The organism is Methylacidiphilum kamchatkense Kam1 (assembly GCF_007475525.1).
GTDB lineage: Bacteria > Verrucomicrobiota > Verrucomicrobiia > Methylacidiphilales > Methylacidiphilaceae > Methylacidiphilum > Methylacidiphilum kamchatkense.
Map to the genome: position 1 here is coordinate 1875321 of NZ_CP037899.1, position 16127 is coordinate 1891447.

A 16127-nucleotide genomic window follows, 5' to 3' on the forward strand; every position below is an offset into this window, starting at 1 on the left:
GAGCAGCTCTACTTAGAGATTAGCGTTTCTTTTTTTCAAAAATAGTTTTCTTGCATGTTCCAAAAAAAGAGGACAGGCTTCCAAACAAACCAAAGGAATCGAAGCCTCTTCTTTGGGTTCTGTATACATTCCATGCCAGAGATTTTGTCTAAGGCATTTTGCCCGACATAATCCTTCCACAGTCCTATCAGCTATGGAATATGCTTCTTTTTCTATCACTTTATACATACCAATTTGTCTACCAATGGTCTCTTGAAAAGAAACAGGACCGACTATCCCCTCCTTTAGACCAAACCAATATGTCAGAGCAAAGGGATAGATGGCTTCAATGGCATAAAAAAGCCCTTTAAAATCAACTGGTCCATATTTCCAGCCACGGAGGATGCCCATCTCCGCTTTTAAAGGTCTGTAGTCCCCTTTTTCATCTTGGCGTAAATATAATTTCAAATCCAAAAGAGAGGGAAGGCAGACCAGGGAATCCTTCAACTGATCCTTTCGGTTGTATATCCAGTACCCTTCAGCAATCTGAAGCTCTCCAATAAGCAATGGAGGAGGATTTTCAGAAAGCCACTTTTGCCACTTTTCCAAAAGATTCATCGAATGCTACAACCTGCTCAAGAATTACTTGTTCCATTCCCTCCATGGTTCCTACCGCTTTGGTATACCATACATAGCGGCCATCCACATCCTGCGGATAGCTGATCGCAGAAGTTCTTAAACTTTTTTTTATTCCCATCAGCTTTGGAACATCCACATAGGAATGGTCTCCTTCAGAAATAAAAAAAGGAACAGTAAAGATATATTTTGATCTAACATACTCTTTCCAGCTGGAAATTCGAGGCTCCTCTTCAAGAAAAAACACATGACATTCTTTAAAGATCCCTTTTTGCTCCAATATATTCCAATGCAGATAGGTTGTTTCTTTGGAATGGACATTTTTTTTGTTCCATGACTGACCAATAAAAGAGCACTTTCAGAAAATATAGAACTAGCCATCTTAAAATCGATTGCTCGACCAATCGCCTCGATTATTAACTCTGAGACTCTAGGGTTTTCGCCAACAGCTCTGCAATAACCCACTATTTTTTTCCCCATTGTTGTCATTGGACCTTCGATTCCCATCTCAGAGGGGATGACTTTGGTTGTAAAAAAGCCGTGACTTAAAAAAAAGGGGACCACATAAATAAAAGAGGATGGAATAGATAAAAGAGTCTGATGAAAAGTAGGCTCTTCTTTCCAAAATGTTTCATAGACATTTTCAAATAATTTTTTCTTGCGAATCTTCTCTGCATTGATATAGACAGGCAGGGCCGCTTCAGAATTATATAATGATCCATGTCCAGCCAGAACAAGGGATGCTTTTGACCAGTCGATGGTATGGGGAAAAGAGCTCATAGAATAACTCTAATTGATTTTTTCGTTGACAAAAAAGATATTTTTTCTTTAAGAAAATCCGCTTACTATTAAGAAAGGAAAAATAGACAAAAGGAGTTTCAAAATGATCGTTACGGCATCGGAGTTATTTAAAGTTGCTTACGGTAAATTTGCAGTGGGCGCCTATAACATCAATAATATGGAACAAACCCATGGCCTTTTTCGTGGAGGGATTCAGTCTCAGTCTCCTTTTATTATACAGATCTCCAAAGGAGCTAGAAAATATGCAGACAAAAGAATGCTTGAAGCAATGATTCGGGCTGCTGAAACTATCTATCCTGAAGCCGTATTTGTCGTCCACTTAGATCATGGAGACGAAGAGACCTGTTATGATTGTATCGATTCAGGTTTTTATAGCTCCGTAATGATTGATGCTTCTCATGAACCATTTGAGAAGAACGTAGAAATTACGCGTCGGGTGGTGGAAAGAGCCCATGCCAAAGGGGTAAGTGTAGAAGCCGAACTAGGAATGCTTGGTGGAGTAGAAGAAGACGTTAAGGTAGAAGAAGGGCATGCCTGTCTGACTGATCCAGAGCAAGCAAAAGAATTTGTTCGATTGACTGGATGTGATTCTTTGGCCTGTGCTATCGGTACAAGTCATGGAGCCTATAAGTTTAAAGGCAAACAATCCATCCGCTTTGATGTCTTAGAAAAGATTCAAAAAAATCTTCCCGGATTCCCACTCGTTATGCATGGCAGCTCGAGTGTCCCGAAATCAGAAATCATGAGGATCAACGCGGCTGGAGGCAAATTAGATCCAAGCGCTTGCGGTGTGGATGATAATGAATATTTACCCGCTGCTAAACTTGGAGTCACCAAAATCAACATTGACACCGATGGCAGACTAGTGTGGACAAGAGTACACAGGGAATATTTTCGAGATCATCCCGAAGAATTCGATTTCCGAGGCCCAGGGAGAGTATTTATGACGGAGTATGCCAATTTCATCGCTAGTCGTAGTGAAAAATTGGGCTCCGCCAATACCCTGTCTGAAGTCAGAAATTCGATCCTAGAGCTCAGAAAAAATAAAGCAGCTTAATAAATCAAAAGAGCTGTTTTGTTAAAATTTTTTTAAAAAAAGAATTTTTGACTTTTCCATACAACTAAGGGAATCTTTATTTGTTGTTTTTTACTTCTGTTTCCAATTTTTGGTTTCAAAGTGAAAAACAAGGTGGTGGGTAAGTGTGCTAGCATTGTTGCTAGATGCCGATCTCCATTTTGAATTAATCCTTAAAGAAATGTTAGTTTTATGAATAGAACAAGACTCTATGTAGGTAATCTCCCTTTTCGAATTTCGGAAAACGATCTTCGAGAATTTTTTGAACAATATGGCCAGGTCAACGAAATCAATCTTATAGTTGATAAAATGACAGGGCAATCCAGAGGATTCGCTTTCGTAACAATGGAGACCTCTCAAGCAGCTCAATCTGCTATTGATAGTCTTAATGGAACGAGTATCAGCGGCCGACAGATCGTTGTCAACGAAGCCAAACCTAGGGAAGAAAGACCACATAGACATAGAGAAAATTCTGGAAGATCAAGAAGATGATAGCAATAGCTTCTTCTAAGATCTATTCCAGTAATTGTTAGCATTATTAAATCTTCCTAACTCTTCATCAATATGGGCAGACTACTATATTAGGTTTGCCCATATTATAATTTTTTGTTTTTTTTTGTATTCACTGGTGACTTGTCGAGACTAAGAAAAAAATTTATTTTATCACAAAAAAGTTGAAAGTTGTCTTTTTTGGAGATGTTGTTGGTGAAACAGGAAGGGAAGTGTTAAGGCAGGCTATCCCAAAAATTAAGTCTTTGTACCAACCCGATTTTATTATTGCCAATGGAGAGAATGCAGCTGGGGGTAACGGGATAACTCCTAAAATCACCTATGAATTTTTAAGACTTGGTATCGACGTCATCACTCTTGGGGATCATGCATGGGATCAAAAAGAGATAGTTTCTTTTATTCAAGATGAACCTAGATTGTTAAGGCCTATTAACTATCCACCTGATACCCCAGGAGAGGGTTACATTATTGTTAAAGGAAACGGGAAAAAATTAGCTGTTCTTTGTGCCATTGGCAGAACTTTTATGATTCCCCAGACAGACAATCCCTTTCTTATCAGTAAAAAAATCATTACTGAATTACATAAAGAAACTCCCTGTATTTTTGTTGATTTCCATGCAGAAGCCACTTCAGAAAAGATCGCTTTTGGTAGATTCCTAGATGGATCTGTTTCTGCCGTAGCTGGTACCCATACCCATGTACAAACAGCCGATGAAACGATTTTTCCAGGAGGCACTGCCTATATTACCGATGTAGGATTTTGCGGAGCGCATGATTCGGTGATTGGTAGAGAAATTGGTCCAATCATTTATAGGTATACCACCTTGCTGCCAACAAAATTTGTGTTAGCAACGAATAACCCGAAGGCTAATGGGATATTTGTTGAAATCGAAGAGCAGAGTGGTAAGGCTCTAAAAATAGAAAGAATTCAACTTGCTTTTAATTTATCTTAATCCTCAAGGTGTGGACACGCATTGCATTGCTCAATCCCTTCCCATTCCCAAATTTTTCATAATGTCGTTTTTAAATCATGATTTGTAGAGAAGAACCAATCGAATGCCTTTTATCGTATGGTCGAATGGAAGAAACTTTCTATAGTTTTATACAAACATGATGCAGGGATGCTTGGGATCTGTCCAAACCTAGGCAAGCGCATTCCCACTTTTCATAAAGCTCTTAGGCTAATTTTACAGTTTCTTTGTTCCCTTTTGTTTCTTTTCTTCCCCTATCGAGCCTTCTCCTCTCCCGATATCGACCTCATAGTGAAGAATATCATCGCAGAATCGGAAAAAATGGCTCAAGTCATTAAACTTAGTTCGTTTAAAGAAGAAGTGCATCTAGAAAAACTCAATAGTCAGTGGTATCCCCAGGCAACACAGGATATCCATTTTTTCGTTGGGCCCGGAGGAGATCCTCTAAATTTGGAAAAATTTTCTGAAAAAGAAAGAAAATTTGTTCATTCTGAAGCAAGGATCACACGGGAAGCTCTGGATACCCTTTTTTCTTTGCATGAAGCTATCCACCGATTTGAATTAAAGTTCGTCCGAGAAGAAACACCTAATGTCGGGGAGCCTTTTTACATTATTGATTTTTCTCCCAAAAAGAACCTTCCCTATAGAACTCGCATGGAAAAAGTATGTAATTTTCTTGCTGGAAGACTTAAAATCCGTAAAAAAGATTTCTCCGTTAGTGAAGCAAAAGTCACTCTAACAGAGCCTGTAGATCTTTTCTGGTTTTTGGCACGGCTTGAAAAACTATCGTTTTATTATGCTTCAAAAAATCTTCCAGAGGGTAGTTTTCCTGAAACAATCGATTTTATTTATCATCTGGCTTTACCTTTAAAAAGCATTAAAGAACATGAAATGATTCGCATCTCGGAATACCAATTTGCTCATTCCGAGATTACAGCAAAACCGAATATTGAAACAGCAAAAAAGGATGGATTATGAACATTACAGGATTAATTCTGCTTGGCTTGACCGCTGGTTTTGCAAGCGGTTGTTTTGGAGTTGGAGGAGGAATCGTTATCGTGCCTGCGCTCATTCTTTTCTTTGGTATCCCCTATCATATAGCTGTCGGCACCTCCCTGGCAGTCATCATTCCAATTGCGCTAGCAGGAAGTATTTTTAACAGTTGGCTACAAAAAATTGACTGGTCTATTGTTTGGGTCATTCTCATTTTCGGCGTCATAGGAGCCCTTATAGGAGTATGGTCTATTCAGAAAATACCAGCTAATATAGCTAAAAAAATATTTTCTCTTTTTCTTCTTTACTCTGCCTATCGTCTTTGGATCGGATCCCCTGTAAAGAATTAATAGGATCACTAGCAGGAGACAAGCTAACACCAAGAAGAAAATTCAACTGGCAATATTTTTCTTTTTGTCGATTAGTTAGGAAAATGCGTATTCTTCTTTAAGAGAAATTAAAGCTATGCATATCGATTATATTCAGTCTATTTTTGCTCAACGAATTGGAGGAGCTTCCTTTGGTGAAAGCACTCAGATATATAAATTTGAAAAAATCAAAAGAGCGAAGCGATTGGCTCAAGCAAACAATCCTACAATCGAATTACTCGATTTTGGCGTAGGGGAACCGGATGAGCCTGCTACCAAGGAAACGGTAAAGATCCTAGCCGAAGAGGCAGCAAAAGCCGAAAATCGCTTTTATGCAGACAATGGAGGCCAACGGCTTAAAGAAGCAGCGGCTCGATACATGCAAAGAGTTTGTGGGGTAACCGTTGATCCTCAAACCGAAATCATCCACTCCATAGGCATAAAAGCAGCTTTATCCATTCTTCCTGCTGCCCTTATTGATCCAGGAGATTATGTGCTGATGACGGTTCCAGGATATCCTGTATTTGGCACACATGCCCAATATTATGGAGGCAAAGTCTTTAATCTAGCCCTACGCAAAGAAAATCACTTCTTACCAGATCTAGAGACGGTGCCTAAAGAAATCCTTTCTAAGGCCAAGGTCTTAGTCCTAAACTATCCTAACAATCCGACTGGAGCTGTTGCCACAAGGGAATTCTTTGAAGATGTGGTTAGATTTGCCATAAAAAACAGGCTGGTGGTGATTCATGATTTTGCCTACGCTGGTTTGGTTTTCGAAGGCAAACCGCTAAGCTTTCTTTCTGTACCAGGAGCTAAAGAGGTTGGTATTGAACTTCACTCCGCAAGCAAAAATTTCAATATGACAGGTTGGCGTTGCGGTTTTGTAGTAGGCAATCCCAAACTTGTTAAGGCTTATGGATATGTCAAGGATCATACCGATTCAGGCCAATTTCTAGCGATCCAGAATGCTTATGCTTACTGTCTAGATCATAGTGAGATTACTGAAAGGATTGCCCAGAAATATTCGCGTAGAATGGATCTGATGGTAGAAACCCTTAAGAGCCTAGGTTTTAAAGCTGAAAAGCCAAAGGCTTCCTTCTTTCTTTATACAGAAGCTCCCAAAGGGGTTCGATACCATTCCAAAGAAATCTGGTTTCAGAACGCTGAGGAGCTCACAGAATGGCTCATTGAGGAAAAACTTATTTCCACCGTTCCTTGGGATGATGCAGGGCCATTTTTAAGATGGAGCGTTACCTATCCAGCTCAAAGCCAAGAAGAAGAAAAAGAAATAATGGCAAAGTTAAAGGATAGACTTTCTGACTGTTCCTGGGAATGGTCGTAGATCCTTATAAGATAACAAAAACTTTTTTTTCGAGGGAAAAAGAACGAGGAAAATAAAATTGTGTCGATCGAAGCAAGAAATGGTTTTTTAAATGGTCGACTCGAAAATCCAGAGGCAAAAAAGGCCTCTTTAGATCCTTCCTTTTATTTTTCTCCTTCTGGTCCTCTAGCTCAAGCTGCTCATTTCGAGTACCGCCCTCAACAAAAGCAGATGGCAGAAGCCATCTATAAAAGCCTTGAAAAGAAAAAACATCTGATTGTTGAAGCTCCCACAGGAACTGGCAAAAGCTTGGCTTACCTGCTTGCCGCACTTTGTTATTGCCAGAAGAATGCTCAAAGAGGAGTAATTTCTACTCATACCCTCAACCTCCAGGATCAACTTCTTCATAAGGATATTCCTTTGTTGAAAAAGATCTTCCCAAAAGAGTTTTCTGTGGTCCTCCTCAAAGGACGTCAAAATTATATCTGTCCCAAAAGATTAGAAAAGGTGCTCAAGCATGCCACAGACCTGTTCCCATCTTTTGAGACGACAGAGCTCATGCGTATTTACGATTGGTCTGTCAGAACACAAACTGGCGATATCGAAGAGCTTCATCCTCTGCCTTCTTTTAACATATGGAGTCAAATATGTTCCGAGCCTGGCATATGCCATCCGAGGAATTGCGCTAACAATCCACGCTGCTTTTATCACCTCTTTCGAGAACAAAGTGCTCGCTCAGATCTAACAATCGTTAACCACGCCCTTTATTTTTCCCTGCTTGGAAGGACTACTGATTCCCAGCTCCAAAAAGAAGAAGGCCTACCTTTTGGAGAAAATTTCGTCATTTTTGATGAGGCGCATACCATTGAAAAAATCGCTTCCAATCAGTTAGGATTTTCAACATCTAAATTTCGGCTTCAGAACTTGCTTTTTCGGCTTTTCAATCCTATCACTCACAAGGGGTTACTTCTTTTTCTAAAAGATAGCAGTCTCTTTTCAATGGTTCACGAAGCTTACGAAGAAGTGGGTTCTTTATTTAAATCTATTGCTGCCACTCTGGTAAAACTATCCGTTTTAGAACACCGCATTCTTGATCCAATACCCTTACCCAACGCTTTGCCAGAAACTTTAAATACTATTGTTGAAAAGCTCTCTCATGCCGTAGCAAATTTTCCAGATAAGGAAATCAAAGAAGAAATAACAAATTGTATTGAAAAAATCACTCTGGAAAACAATGCAATGATCAATTTTTTTGAAATGCGTATTCCAGATCATGTTTACTGGATAGAATTGGAAGAGCCTAATCCCGAATCAAATGTCCAACTTCTGGCTACCCCTTTGGATGTTGGTCCATTATTGCAGTCCTTCCTCTATGAAAAAGAAGTTTCAGTAATTATGACCAGCGCCACAATAAAAGTTACCGATAGTTTTTCTTTTTTCCAAAACCGTGTCGGGCTTTTTTCTCAAACCCTTTCCTTAGAATCGCCTTTTGACTACGGAAGGCAGATGAAAATCCTTATTCCTAAAGATATGCCTGATCCTTCCAATAGCTCCTATGAAGCAGCTCTGGCAGTCTGGATAGAAAGACTAGTCAAACAGACAGCAGGATCAGCTTTGGTACTTTTTACAAACCGGAAGACATTAGCAAATATGGTAGAAGCTCTTAGTTCCAAATTTGCCGAACTTGGCTACCCTCTCTATGTACAGGATGGAAAGACCTCTCGGCACAAGCTTTTGAAACTTTTCAAGGAAGCCAAACATTCGATCCTCTTTGGGATGGATAGTTTCTGGCAAGGAATAGATGTCCCTGGGGATTCGTTAAAAAATGTCATCATCACCAAGCTGCCCTTCTCTTCCCCTGACCATCCTCAAGTGCAAGCAAAATGCGAAAAATTAGAAAAACAAGGACTAAATGCTTTTGTTCATTACAGCTTACCAGAGGCTGTTTTAAAGTTCCGCCAAGGGATTGGTAGATTAATAAGAAGCAAAGAAGATAAAGGCATTGTGGCCGTTCTTGATTCAAGAATCCTTTCTAAATCCTATGGGAAAATTTTTCTTAATTCGATTCCCAATACCCCTATTGAAATTATCGAATAATCAAAAAAACAGCTCTTTGCATTTAGGAAATACTTAAAAGCTTTTCTCTAACCTTTGCCTGTTTCAGAGGAGATGCCTTCTAATCCTTTCCCCTGAAAATAAATTTAGATTCTCTCTGAGCAATAAATATTGCTATTTCCTTATTAAAGGATTATTCTTTTCCATAAACAAACATCCTGACAAAAATTATGAAAACAACAATCCATGCGCTCGTTTTGTTCCTCGTTAGTTCCCTTTTACCCATCTCATCCCTCCATGCCCAGGATGAGAAAACTGTCATCAAAGGAAAAGTCGTTGATTTGGTTTGCTATCTTGATCATGGAGCGGAAGGCGAAAAACATTTGAAGTGTGCCAAAACTTGTATCGGATCAGGATTGCCTGTTGGGTTGAAAGGCGAAGATGGAAAACTTTATCTCATCGTCGGAGAGCATAAGCCGATAAACTCTGAACTTGTTTCTAAAGCCCAGCAAATCATTACTGTAAAGGGCAAAGTCGTTAGTAAAGATGGTTTTAATTTGATAGAAAATGCTGAAATAGTTCAATAAGTATCAACAATACCATTTTCTCTTTCTTTGCGTTTTTTAAAAAGATAATACAGCGTATTGTCTTTCCATTCTCGGTCATTTGTTTTGCAACTGGCTACTTCTCATTAACGACTCCATAGAATATGCTTGCCAATGGCTTTTAAAAGCGAGTAGTAAATTTTAGCTATTTTAGTTATCCTATAATTAAAAGTGGAATAGGGAAGCTAGCTCTTTTTTTTCTCTATGCTCTTTTTGGATCCTCCTTATCAGCCAAGGATTATTATAGAAAACGAAGATTTTGCTATTGTCGATAAACCCCCTTTTTTTCTTTCTCATCCAACAAAGAAAAAAAGGGGATCCAGTCTTCTGGAATGGCTCTATAATCAGAATAATCAAACTCCATGGAAGCTTATTCACCGGCTGGATCGTGAAACGAGCGGCCTATTATTGGTAGCTAAAAATGATGCTTCGGCGGCATATTTTGGTCGTCAAATGGAAAAAAGGTTAATCCAGAAGGGCTATTTTGCTATTACCTGGGGTGAACTGAAAGCCGATTATCTAAAAATTGAAGCTCCACTGGGCTATCTAGGAATTTCGGATGAGAATGAAATCGTGATCCGTCAAGGTGTCCGCCCAAAGGGAAGTCAAGCCATCACAGAAATTTATCCTCTAGGCTATGGCGGAGGATACAGTTTATTATGGGCAAAACCTCAAACTGGAAAACTACATCAAATTAGAGTCCACCTCTCCCTTATCAAACATCCTATTGTTGGAGATAAACTGTATGGCCCTAATCCATCCTACTTTTTGGATTTTTCAAAGCAGGGATGGACAAAAGAAATGGAAAAAAATCTACTGTTACCAAGACATGCGTTACATGCAGCTTTTCTTTCATTTTTTTGGAAAGGGAAAAAACAGACTATCTTTTTGCCTCTTTCCGATGACCTTGAACAGTTTTTAAAACTAACGAAAGGTTTTCAGAAAATTCATAACCCACGATTTTTTGAAATCTCCTAAGCCCTATGTCACTCTCTATCTCGCATACGAGCCAACGGATTGAAGCCCTAAAAGAACCCTGACTTGCCTTCAATTCCCTAAGGCTTTCTTAGCAGTAGTCTTGATTCTGCTAATAAAACCAACGAATTCCAAATCCGAAACATGATGTTGGAATTCTTTTTTACATGACAAGGACTGCCCGTGACAATATTTCGCCTTTTTTTAGTTTTAATAAAGCTTCTGGTGCCTGTTCTAAAGTAAATATTTGACTGATCGCTTTGATTTTCCCTTCCGCTGCAAGTCGCAAGACTTCTTTCATTTCCTCCCGGGGACCAATAACGGTCCCTAAAATGACTTTTTCTTCCACAAATGAAAATTCTCCTAGCAGGGCATTGACACCCAAAACGATCTTACCACCAGGTTTAACCAAAGAGATCGCCTGTTGGGCAACCGCATTGGAAGGCGCAAAAACAACCGCACAATCAATATCAGCTTCCTTTTTCAACTTTTCTAAACGCTGAGAGTCATTGGCATCAATGCAATCATGAGCCCCAAGCTCTTTTGCTATTTGCAAATGTTTAGGGTTTCTCGATAGTGCTATGACAGTGGCACCCGCAAGACAAGCAAATTGTACGGCCATGTGCCCTACTCCCCCAATACCAAAGATCGCCACACGTTTGCCAACCAATGGTCCAGCTTTTTGTATAGCATGGAAAGCCGTAATTCCTGGACAAAATAATGGAGCTGCCTCCGCTGCAGATAGGGAATCAGGGATAGGATAGAGAAAATCCTCTTTTCCAACAACAAATTCGGCATAACCACCATCCACTGTCTCTCCGGTAATTTCTTTAAAGGGACAAAGCTGTTCTCTTCCAGTCCGACAGTAAGAACATCTTCCACACGAAGACCACAAAGGCTGGAGTCCCACTCGATCACCCTTTTTAAATTGAGAGACACGGCTCCCCACCTCTTCGATCGTTCCGACAATTTCATGCCCAGGGATAATAGGAAGTTTTGCGGGCACTCCCCTTTCTATCCAATCCCCTTCAATCATGTGTAAGTTGGATCGACACACCCCACAGGCTTCCGTTCGAATCAATACTTCATCCTCTTTAAGCCGAGGCAAATCCACTTGTTGGAGTATCAACGGGTTTTCTTCTAAAGGAGAAGGTTTGGTCAATAAAACAGCTTTCATTTTTCAATCTTTCCAACCAGCACTCGATAAAGAATGAGCATATTATATTATCAATAGAAACTATTCTGAAGCCTTTTCTTCGGTTTTCATTGAGAGAGAGAAAATGATTTGCTATTGATTTATGATAGAAAATAAGTTAGTTAAATTAACTTACAAAATAGATAATTTCTTTTGATATTAGCATTGGTTTAGTGAAATTTATAAACTTAACACGTTCTAACGAAATAGGAGCAAATTCCTATTTTTTAGATTTTGGCCAGGATGGACGGATAATTCTGGATGCTGGTCTTCACCCCAAAATAGAAGGAGAGTTGGCTACTCCAAATTTTCAATCTCTTGAAGACTATCCAGTGGATTGTCTTCTTATAAGTCATGCGCATCACGATCATACAGGCTCTTTGCCTCTGTTTCTTAGAAAATATCCAAAGCTCAAAGTTTTCTTAAGCGAACCTACCTATTACTTAACTTCTCCACTGCTCCACAACTCAGTAGAAGTGATGCTGAAACAAAGAGCTGAGTTACAAATTCCCGAATACCCCTTGTATACCCATAAGGAAATAGATCGTTGCACGGAACGGTGGCAGGCTTGTCATATTAACAAAGAATGGTCATTTAACGGCTATCCCAATCCCAAGCATGAGCCTCTTACTTTTCAATTCTATCCTAGTGGCCATATTCTTGGAGCCGTAGGAATTCGAATATTTCATCGAGGCCGTAGAATTTTTTATACGGGAGATGTTAGTTTCAAAGAACAAACCCTCATGCTCCCAGCGGATTTTCCTCAAAACGGTATCGATGTCCTTATTATCGAATCAACAAGAGGGGCTCAAGAAATGGTCGAAGGCAGAACTAGAGAGACGGAAATTCAAAGACTTGTTGAAAGCATTGAAGCTACTTTCGATCGAGGAGGCTCTGTTTTGATCCCAGTTTTTGCCCTCGGGAAAACGCAAGAAATACTTACCACTCTTTTTCTTGAGCAGCAAGCGGGAAGACTCAGAAAATGCCCTATTTTTATTGGAGGGTTAAGTAGAAGCTTTTCAGAAATCTATGACAAGCTTGCTTCCAGGTCATTTAGACGATATCCAGGATTCAAGATCCTTGATACGATCGCTCCTATCGTCATTAATGGGAAAAAAACGATGAAGATTCAACCCTCAAAAGGTGAAATCTATCTGGTGACCTCAGGAATGATGAATGAGAATACCATTTCAAATATTTTAGCTCAAAAATTCTTACCAAACGAAAAACACTCCATATTTTTTGTTGGATACTGTGATCCTGATTCTCCTGCCGGTCAACTTTTGGCTACACCCAGAGGCAATTTAGTTGTGCTCAACAAATCCAGCAAACCTCAACCGGTCATTTGTGAAGTCGATCAGTTTGATCTAACAAGTCATGCACTGAGAGAGGATATTCTTTCTTATATCCAGTTTTTAGAACCTCGAACCTGCATTCTGGTTCATGGCGATCCGGCCGCTCTCGATTGGTTCAAACAAAAGTTAGAAGAGGAAAGTCCGCAGATTCAGTTGATTATCCCACCTCCTGGGCAACTGATAGAAATCTAATATTGACTTTTCCACATTCCCGCTCAAGCCTTTCCCCTTTGACTGGCTAAGGACTGAAGAAGCTGCGAAGAGGCTTGGGGTTACTAATTACTTTCCCAATTTTCCTCTTCTTCTTCTATTGACTCTTCGGAAAACAAAAATTCAGAATAGGGAGGAGGCAGTTGGGTTTCTTTTTTGTACAAATACCAGCCGAAAATGGAAAATCCAAGAAGGAGAACCAAAACCAAACCAAAGAGAAATAACCTAGAAAATAAGCACGCTGCATATAATTTCTCAAGAGAAGCAACAATACCCACAACGGCTATCAATGGATTCATTTATACCTGCTCTTTTTTCTTTACGCTGTAACAAATCATCTTTTCTTTCTTTACCCAATCGAAAACAGTCCTTCCCTATTTTCTTCTAGAAACATTGAGACGTCCCGTTCTCTCTCTCCTCTCTAATAGATAGGAGAGATGAGGTAGAATTCCTATTTCTTTTTAATTTATATTTTTGCCACTTTTGCTTGCGGTACCCGTGGCTTTGTATCAGGTTCCCATTGAGGCAAATAGTCTTTATCATTTCCAGGTACGCTATATTCATATGGACCTCTATACACGGTCAAGGGCTTGAGAAAATTCCCATGCCCTGGAGGCGTAGGTGTTGCCCACTCCAAAGTGGTCGCTTGCCAAGGATTATCAGATTGGACTTTCTTTCCATAGAAAAGGCTCCAGAAAAAATTGATAATAAAAGGAATCTGAGCCAGAGCCAACAACCATGCTGAAATAGACATAACATGATTAAGCCATAGCAACCCTTGAGCCATTTCCCATCCTTGGCCTCCATCATACCAGCGTCGATGAATTCCAGCAAAACCCTGCACCAGCATGGGAATAAAGACCCCATTGAACGTGATGAAAGTAGGCCAAAAATGGAGTTTGCCTAAAAACTCATTCATTTCTCTTCCTGTGGCCTTTGGATACCAATAATATATACCGGCAAAGAGAGCCATGATAGAGGTGGGAGCCATCATATAATGGAAATGGCCAACGACATAATAGGTATCATGCAAGACCATATCAGAGGTAGACCATCCTAAAGGAAGGCCAGTCAGTCCACCAATGCCAAACAAAGGCAACCAAGCCAAGGCAAACATCATCGGAAGATTGAACCGAATCGAAGCACCCCAAAGAGACATCAGATAAACCGTTCCAATGAGAACCGAAGGAATGGAAATAATAGTTGTAAAAAGTTGGAAGAAAGTACTGATGGCTTGCCCCATACCCGTCATGTACATATGATGGGCCCAAACGATCATTCCAACAAAACCAATAGTTAAAGCGGAATAAACAAGGATTCTATAGCTCCATAGCGGTTTGCGCGTGTTGTTAGCAATGATCTCAGCAACAATTCCCATAGTAGGGAGTATCTGAACGTAAACTTCTGGATGACCCAAAAACCAAAAAAGGTGTTGCCATAGCAGAGGAGCACCGCCTCCACTGTAATGAGCATGCTGACCATTGACGATTAGTCCATCAGGAGAAAAAAAACTGGTTCCGGCTAACCTATCCATCAATTGCATAATGGCAGCAGCTTCCAAAGGAGGAAAAGCTAAAAGCATAAGAAAAGCTGTTACCAGCTCAGCCCAGACAAAAAAAGGAAGCCGCATCCAGCTTAAACCAGGAACTCGCAATTGAAAAATTGTCGTGATCATGTTAATGACCCCAAGCAAAGAGCCTGTAATATTAAAAGCCATCCCCAACAGCCACAGCGTTTGTCCATTCAAAATAGGATGAAAATTAGGGCCAGAATCCGCCAAATCTGCCAGTGGCGGATAGGAGGTCCAACCCGATTTTGCAGCTCCTCCAGGCACAAAAAAACTCACCATGATGATAACTGCTCCGACAAAAAAACACCAGAAACTGGCCATATTCAGCCTTGGGAATGCCATATCAGGGGCTCCAAGTTGTAATGGAACAACAAAATTACCAAAACCAGCAAATAAAGCCGGTACAAGGGCCATAAAAATCATCACTGTTCCATGAATCGCACCAAAGGCATTGTAGGCCTGAGGAGTCATAACTCCACCTGGAAACATATCGTGGCCCAAAATATTTTCCAAAACTCCTCCTAGCAACGGAATCGGCTTACCCGGATAGGAAAGCTGCCAACGCATGACGATCATCAGGCCAAAGCCAAAAAGAGCGATAAGTAGTGAAGTGATCATATATTGGATACCAATGACCTTATGATCGGTAGAAAATAAGTACTTTCGATACCATGGTAGTTCTACCTCATGTCCTATGACATGAGCATCATGAGGATTCTCAGCAACGAATGAATTAGCATTCTGAGCTGTCCTCTGCTGTTTAGAACTCTCAAAATCTTGATTCTCCATATTCTTATCCTCTCTTTTTCCTTCGTATCTTGATCCGATCGTTTGAAATAAAAAGCCGTTGTATTCTATCCGAATTCTATCGGCGTTTTTTAAGTAGATTAGGATCAAAAGCAAAGAAAGGAAATTCGGGAATATTTTTCAAAAAGAGCCCCTCTTTCTATAGGAACCTATCGATAAGTTTTCCCATGGATGGCTAATCTTATCCATTAGAGATAGGGCAAAGTTCCACTGATAGCTGCTGCAAGCTTTTTTCAGTTCCTTTCCAGTATGAGCTGAGGAAGTTCCCTAAATAGCTCACCACCTCCCAATTGCTTTGGAAAATGCCTGCTCATGGAAGATAACGGGCCGCTTTCTTTCCTGAAAGTCTCACCTATCCTTAAAATACTTATTTTTCTATACCGATGCTTTCATTAGAACTACTTTTGAGGCAATGCAAGTAGGTTTTGCTTTGTCTTTAGTTCATAGGAGCAAAGATGAATAAAGAATGCTTGCATGCTGTGACTATAAAAGAAAAAGGACATTTATCCTTAAGAACTTGTGGTCCAGTGGCATGCCTGGTGCCTGTTTGAAAAGAAGTAGCAAGACTTCTCCATGACAGGAATCAACGAGAGGATTTTTAGCTAGCTCCCCTTAGACGATTCTCTTGATAGGAGCACGATTATCTATAGTTGGAGAAACGGTGTGCAAAATAGATAGGACTTAAAAATACAAAATCATTT

Annotated in this window: 16 protein-coding genes; 10 read left to right on the forward strand and 6 right to left on the reverse strand. The window is 40.0% G+C overall.

All coding sequences use genetic code 11. The annotated features are described in order from the left end of the window. Positions 1-12 precede the first annotated feature (12 nt). The 3 genes from kam1_RS08655 to kam1_RS11315 are packed head-to-tail and all read right to left on the reverse strand — an operon-like array spanning position 13 to position 1395. Positions 13-597 (reverse strand): DR2241 family protein, encoded by a 585-nt coding sequence (locus kam1_RS08655; RefSeq protein WP_039720928.1) that lies wholly within the window; start codon positions 595-597, stop codon positions 13-15. Continuing rightward, positions 560-736, reverse strand: a complete 177-nt coding sequence (locus kam1_RS11310) for a hypothetical protein (protein WP_391524873.1) — start codon at positions 734-736, stop codon at positions 560-562. Before kam1_RS11310 ends, kam1_RS08655 begins: the two co-directional genes overlap by 38 nt. Further along, positions 736-1395, reverse strand: a complete 660-nt coding sequence (locus kam1_RS11315; RefSeq protein ID WP_391524874.1) for a CbiX/SirB N-terminal domain-containing protein — start codon at positions 1393-1395, stop codon at positions 736-738. The genes kam1_RS11310 and kam1_RS11315 overlap by 1 nt, the downstream gene beginning before the upstream one ends. Positions 1396-1498: 103 nt before the next feature. On the opposite strand from kam1_RS11315, the gene kam1_RS08665 reads away from it, so the two are divergent. The 9 genes from kam1_RS08665 (at position 1499) to kam1_RS08705 (ending at position 10292) form a co-directional block, all read left to right on the forward strand. Further along, entirely contained in the window at positions 1499-2473 is a 975-nt protein-coding gene (locus tag kam1_RS08665; RefSeq protein ID WP_039720927.1) for a class II fructose-bisphosphate aldolase, read from the forward strand. 210 nt (positions 2474-2683) lie between these two features. After that, positions 2684-2983 carry an RNA recognition motif domain-containing protein gene (locus kam1_RS08670; RefSeq protein WP_143958388.1) on the forward strand — a complete coding sequence of 100 codons (300 nt, stop codon included), beginning with the start codon at positions 2684-2686 and terminating at the stop codon, positions 2981-2983. 182 nt (positions 2984-3165) lie between these two features. Further along, positions 3166-3954, forward strand: coding sequence for a TIGR00282 family metallophosphoesterase (locus tag kam1_RS08675; RefSeq protein WP_039720926.1), 789 nt, complete (start codon positions 3166-3168; stop codon positions 3952-3954). A gap of 117 nt (positions 3955-4071) precedes the next feature. Beyond that, positions 4072-4950: a hypothetical protein gene (locus tag kam1_RS08680; protein WP_039720925.1), complete on the forward strand. Its 879-nt coding sequence runs from the start codon at positions 4072-4074 to the stop codon at positions 4948-4950. Next, on the forward strand, positions 4947-5315 hold the full coding sequence (locus tag kam1_RS08685) for a sulfite exporter TauE/SafE family protein (protein WP_039720924.1): 369 nt from the start codon (positions 4947-4949) through the stop codon (positions 5313-5315). Before kam1_RS08680 ends, kam1_RS08685 begins: the two co-directional genes overlap by 4 nt. 115 nt (positions 5316-5430) lie before the next feature. Beyond that, positions 5431-6675: an LL-diaminopimelate aminotransferase gene (locus tag kam1_RS08690; protein ID WP_039720923.1), complete on the forward strand. Its 1245-nt coding sequence runs from the start codon at positions 5431-5433 to the stop codon at positions 6673-6675. A gap of 60 nt (positions 6676-6735) precedes the next feature. Further along, positions 6736-8751 carry an ATP-dependent DNA helicase gene (locus tag kam1_RS08695; protein WP_143958389.1) on the forward strand — a complete coding sequence of 672 codons (2016 nt, stop codon included), beginning with the start codon at positions 6736-6738 and terminating at the stop codon, positions 8749-8751. Between the two features lie 188 nt (positions 8752-8939). After that, positions 8940-9296, forward strand: coding sequence for a hypothetical protein (locus tag kam1_RS08700; protein ID WP_039720921.1), 357 nt, complete (start codon positions 8940-8942; stop codon positions 9294-9296). A 222-nt stretch (positions 9297-9518) separates the two neighbouring features. Then, entirely contained in the window at positions 9519-10292 is a 774-nt protein-coding gene (locus tag kam1_RS08705; protein ID WP_143958390.1) for an RluA family pseudouridine synthase, read from the forward strand. A 160-nt stretch (positions 10293-10452) separates the two neighbouring features. Here the strand turns inward: kam1_RS08705 and kam1_RS08710 are convergent, their stop codons facing one another. Beyond that, positions 10453-11466 (reverse strand): zinc-dependent alcohol dehydrogenase family protein, encoded by a 1014-nt coding sequence (locus tag kam1_RS08710; protein WP_039720920.1) that lies wholly within the window; start codon positions 11464-11466, stop codon positions 10453-10455. A gap of 191 nt (positions 11467-11657) precedes the next feature. Here kam1_RS08710 and kam1_RS08715 point away from each other — a divergent pair, with 191 nt between their 5' ends. Further along, positions 11658-13031: an MBL fold metallo-hydrolase gene (locus tag kam1_RS08715; RefSeq protein WP_143958391.1), complete on the forward strand. Its 1374-nt coding sequence runs from the start codon at positions 11658-11660 to the stop codon at positions 13029-13031. 83 nt (positions 13032-13114) lie between these two features. Here kam1_RS08715 and kam1_RS08720 read toward each other — a convergent pair whose 3' ends face one another. Both kam1_RS08720 and kam1_RS08725 read right to left on the reverse strand, forming a co-directional pair. After that, the gene (locus kam1_RS08720; protein WP_039720919.1) at positions 13115-13348 is read right to left on the reverse strand and encodes a hypothetical protein; all 234 of its coding nucleotides are present in this window, start codon (positions 13346-13348) and stop codon (positions 13115-13117) included. Positions 13349-13515: 167 nt separating this feature from the next. Then, entirely contained in the window at positions 13516-15408 is a 1893-nt protein-coding gene (locus tag kam1_RS08725; RefSeq protein ID WP_039721067.1) for a cytochrome c oxidase subunit I, read from the reverse strand. Between the last annotated feature and the right edge of the window lie 719 nt (positions 15409-16127).

Excerpts from the sequence above, each read along its gene's own strand:
- kam1_RS11310 (WP_391524873.1), bottom strand. The coding sequence starts at position 736 with ATGGGAATAAAAAAAAGTTTAAGAACTTCTGCGATCAGCTATCCGCAG.
- kam1_RS08705 (WP_143958390.1), top strand. The coding sequence starts at position 9,519 with ATGCTCTTTTTGGATCCTCCTTATCAGCCAAGGATTATTATAGAAAAC.
- kam1_RS08665 (WP_039720927.1), top strand. The coding sequence starts at position 1,499 with ATGATCGTTACGGCATCGGAGTTATTTAAAGTTGCTTACGGTAAATTT.
- kam1_RS08685 (WP_039720924.1), top strand. The coding sequence starts at position 4,947 with ATGAACATTACAGGATTAATTCTGCTTGGCTTGACCGCTGGTTTTGCA.
- kam1_RS08720 (WP_039720919.1), bottom strand. The coding sequence starts at position 13,348 with ATGAATCCATTGATAGCCGTTGTGGGTATTGTTGCTTCTCTTGAGAAA.
- kam1_RS08725 (WP_039721067.1), bottom strand. The coding sequence starts at position 15,408 with ATGGAGAATCAAGATTTTGAGAGTTCTAAACAGCAGAGGACAGCTCAG.
- kam1_RS08680 (WP_039720925.1), top strand. The coding sequence starts at position 4,072 with ATGGTCGAATGGAAGAAACTTTCTATAGTTTTATACAAACATGATGCA.
- kam1_RS08710 (WP_039720920.1), bottom strand. The coding sequence starts at position 11,466 with ATGAAAGCTGTTTTATTGACCAAACCTTCTCCTTTAGAAGAAAACCCG.
- kam1_RS08690 (WP_039720923.1), top strand. The coding sequence starts at position 5,431 with ATGCATATCGATTATATTCAGTCTATTTTTGCTCAACGAATTGGAGGA.
- kam1_RS08700 (WP_039720921.1), top strand. The coding sequence starts at position 8,940 with ATGAAAACAACAATCCATGCGCTCGTTTTGTTCCTCGTTAGTTCCCTT.
- kam1_RS08655 (WP_039720928.1), bottom strand. The coding sequence starts at position 597 with ATGAATCTTTTGGAAAAGTGGCAAAAGTGGCTTTCTGAAAATCCTCCT.
- kam1_RS08670 (WP_143958388.1), top strand. The coding sequence starts at position 2,684 with ATGAATAGAACAAGACTCTATGTAGGTAATCTCCCTTTTCGAATTTCG.
- kam1_RS11315 (WP_391524874.1), bottom strand. The coding sequence starts at position 1,395 with ATGAGCTCTTTTCCCCATACCATCGACTGGTCAAAAGCATCCCTTGTT.